Raw genomic sequence first — 2,708 nt, 5'->3', positions numbered from 1 at the left:
GATGAAGAAGGGCGAGCTCAAGGTGCCCGCCATCAACGTCAACGACTCGGTCACCAAGTCGAAGTTCGACAACCTCTACGGCTGCCGCGAGTCGCTGGCCGACGGCATCAAGCGCGCCACCGACATCATGGTGGCCGGCAAGGTCGTGGTCGTGGCCGGCTACGGCGACGTGGGCAAGGGCTGCGCGCACGCGATGGCCCGCTTCGGCGCCCGCGTCATCGTCACCGAGATCGACCCCATCTGCGCCCTGCAGGCGTCGATGGAGGGCTTCCAGGTGACCACGATGGAAGAGGCCGCACCCCTGGCCGACATCTTCGTCACCGCCACCGGCTGCGCCGACATCATCCGCCCCGAGCACATGAAGGCCATGAAAGATCAGGCCATCCTGTGCAACATCGGCCACTTCGACTGCGAGATCGACATGGCGTGGCTCGAGTCGCAGAACGACATCAAGGAGATCAACGTCAAGCCGCAGGTCGACAAGTTCCGCTTCGCCAACGGCAAGGAGCTCATCGTGCTGGCCCGTGGCCGCCTGGTGAACCTCGGCTGCGCGACGGGGCACCCCTCGTTCGTGATGTCGACGTCGTTCACCAACCAGGTGCTTGCCCAGATCGAGCTCTTCAACAAGCGCGAGCAGTACCCGATTGGCGTCTACGTGCTGCCGAAGAAGCTCGACGAGGAGGTCGCCCGCCTGCACCTCGACAAGCTCGGCGTGAAGCTCACCACGCTGAGCAAGAAGCAGGCCGACTACCTCAACGTGTCGGTCGAAGGGCCGTTCAAGCCCGAGCACTACCGCTACTAGCAGATCGGCCATAAAGGCCGATCTCCACCCAGAAGGATTGCTCGAAGTGGGGCTCCTAGGCCGCGCTTCGATGGCCAGGCCTGCGTCGCTGCGGCGACGAGGGCTGAACAGAGGGCCGCGGTTCCACACCGCGGCCCTTTTTCATTGCGCTCAACACCGACACATTGAGCACAATTGCGCTCAACACCGACACATTGAGCACAATTGCGCTCAACACCGACACCTTGAGCACAATTGCGCTCAACACCCTCGCAATGTTGCCACGCGACCCACAGCGGCCGACCGTCAAGAGGAAGGTGTCCCTGCTTCACGAAGTGCGCACCAGACAGGCGCTTCTGGGGGGCGTCCCCCGACACAGAGCGGAGCCAGCCATGCAGATTCCGAACGTGCCCCCCTACAAACCGAAATCGGCCCTCACGGTGGCGCGCAGCGAGGCAGATGGCTCGCCCGAGACGCCGCAGACACCCGGCCGCCCCACCCGCGCAACGAACCTCGTCGATGGTCGCACCGGCTCTGACGTCGCCGAGCAGGCCCTCGACGCGAAAGCCCTGGCCGAGCTCCGCGCGGGAACCCCCGTGGGCCAGGTTCCCACATCGTCGCTGCAGGCCTGGTTCAACACGGCTGCCCGGTTCGCTGACAACACGTACTACGGGCGCAACAATCTTGACGGCACCCTCGCCTGGCTCGAGTCGGAGGTGGTCGAAGGGTATCTCGAAGCCTACGAGGCCACGAAGAACACGAAGTACCTCGACAAGGTGTCGCGTCACCTCGACAAGATCGTTCAGCTGCGCGACTCCGCGGTGGGCTGGAAGGACTACCGCGGTCTCAGCCTTCCCGCCTGGCAGAGCACGAAGTACGACATCGAGAACAAGCCCGGCATCTGGGCCGTGCACACCGGCATCATCGCCCACGGCCTGGCGAAGTTCGCCGCACTGGTGAAGCACGACAACCTCTCGGCCTACCAGACGAAGGCCGACGCCTACCTGCAGGCGGCGCGCAGCGCGCTGGCGGTGCACGACGACGAGTTCGTCACCCAGGGCGATGCGGGGTTCTACATCGCGCGCAAGGGCTTCCCCATCGCCACCGATGGCGTGAACCTCCCCACGAACATGAACCTGGCCATGGCCTTGGCGCACCTGGCGGTGTACCAGGCCAGTGGTGACGCGGCACAGCTCGAGCGGGCCACCCGCATCGCGCGCACCGTGCAGGGCACCCTCACCCCCACGAGCACGGGCGGGTGCACATGGCACTACACGTTCGACCAAGGCTTCGACGGCTGGGGGCCGGGAACGTCGACCCACACTCCTTCATCGACCGGCAACCGAACCGTCGAAGACACGAGCCACGGCGCCCTCGATGTACAGGCCATCAGCGCGCTTCATGAGGCGGGCGTGGTCTTCACCGATTCAGACATGCAGCGCCTCGGCAGCCAGCTCGAGCGCGTCGTGCTCAAGACCGATGTCTTTCCCGCCTACATCGACGGCAGCGGTACCTCCGCCAACCCCGGCAAGGTCGCCAGCTGGAGCGACCTGTCGCACTGGTCGCCCTCGGTGTCCCAGCACGCATTCGATCAGCTGATGCAGGTTCCGCTCGCGCCAGGCAAGGTGCCCCCCTGGGCCATGCGTGGAATGGCGCTGCTGCTCGAGAGCCGCGCGCACGCGTCGCAGTAGGCCCCGCGCAGGCTGAGCATCATCCGCGAACGTCACGCCACGCAGGCAGGTTGCTCTTCAGGGCGGTCCCGCAGGCGAAGGCTTCCTTTGCGCTCACGGCTCCGTACTAACCGTCCAGTAGTAGTCTCGACTGCGGATCGCAAGTCGTCGCCGACCTCGGTGCCCTCCGCGTCTGCGCTCCTCGGCGTACTGCCGAGAGTACGCCTGCGGTGCTCGCTTGTGCGGGCTACCGATCT

The 2,708-nt window shown here is 65.5% G+C and carries 2 protein-coding genes; both read left to right on the top strand.

Features of this window, described 5'->3' with window-relative positions:
- On the top strand, positions 1–802 hold an 802-nt coding region (locus tag EB084_23240; GenBank protein NDD31177.1), incomplete at its 5' end, for an adenosylhomocysteinase.
- Between the two features lie 371 nt (positions 803–1,173).
- Positions 1,174–2,472 carry a hypothetical protein gene (locus EB084_23235; protein ID NDD31176.1) on the top strand — a complete coding sequence of 433 codons (1,299 nt, stop codon included), beginning with the start codon at positions 1,174–1,176 and terminating at the stop codon, positions 2,470–2,472.
- Positions 2,473–2,708: the final 236 nt, after the last annotated feature.

The organism is Pseudomonadota bacterium (assembly GCA_010028905.1).
In the GTDB taxonomy this organism is placed as follows: Bacteria; Vulcanimicrobiota; Xenobia; order RGZZ01; family RGZZ01; genus RGZZ01.
Note: the sequence above shows the minus strand (reverse complement) of the source record. Positions and strands in the feature narration are given on the sequence as shown.

What these genes read in the sequence shown, in the direction of transcription:
- EB084_23235 (NDD31176.1), top strand. Translation starts at nt 1,174, where the DNA reads ATGCAGATTCCGAACGTGCCCCCCTACAAACCGAAATCGGCCCTCACG.